Here is an 887-nt window from a genome sequence, read left to right on the forward strand (position 1 = left end):
GATCGCTTTAATATTTGCTACTGGTCGATAATTAACTTGTAATGCTTTTTGCCATAAATCGACCCATTCCGTCTGCGTAATATAATTTTCTTTTTTTCTAAAATACGCATTTTCAACGCATAACAAAACGTGCATATGTTGATTATAACTACCGTCATTTTTATTAACTGTTACTTCAGTTGAGCGTAAAAATCCTACCAAATTCTTTTTAACTTTTGTATACATCTTTAATTTATTAAAAGCCTTAGACATATGCTTTAAACTTTGTTCTAAATGGTCACCGTCTATTGCATTTTTAGTCGATAAAGTAAGAAATAACCAACGAGCAGTTGGCTTTTCTTTAACCACTTCTTCAATCACTTTTTGAGCTTGATAACTATTTTTCATAGCACGCCTCCAATTACAAACTGGACACAATTTTGATTTACAAAACCATGTCTTATGTAACTTCAAATAACCTTCATCAGTAGGCTTGAACTCTAAGACGTTACCACATTGTTTTACGTTAAAAGCCTTTTTAATTTTTAAGATTTCTAGTATATCTGCATAACTTACATTATCTATCTTCTTTTCTCTCCATGGGCGTTGTTTCCCACTTTTCGTCATATCTTTTAATGTTTTATTATCTTGATTTTCGTCTATACATTTAGTAGTATTATATTGCATATAAAAAGACCTCCAGTATTGATTTAAGCGTCGTAACTTAATCATATTACTGGAGCTTTTTTATGTCAATTTTTTCTTTCACGCACAAAAATACATAAAAATACTGTCATATCAACGATAAAACGACTTTTAATATCTTTGAGTTATTTCTATATAGTATCAAGACAAGAAGAAACTCGTTTTCAACTCGTTTCAAATTCCCAAGTTAGGAGGGATAAAAT

At 30.1% G+C, this 887-nt stretch carries 1 protein-coding gene; it reads right to left on the reverse strand.

The features are described from left to right. A partial coding sequence (locus tag JV528_RS14305; RefSeq protein WP_204254860.1) for a protein rep occupies nucleotides 1–666 on the reverse strand: 666 nt, incomplete at its 3' end. Nucleotides 667–887 lie beyond the last annotated feature (221 nt).

Origin of the sequence: Staphylococcus sp. GDB20D11A, from assembly GCF_016893255.1 — a bacterium.
In the GTDB taxonomy this organism is placed as follows: Bacteria; Bacillota; Bacilli; order Staphylococcales; family Staphylococcaceae; genus Staphylococcus; species Staphylococcus aureus.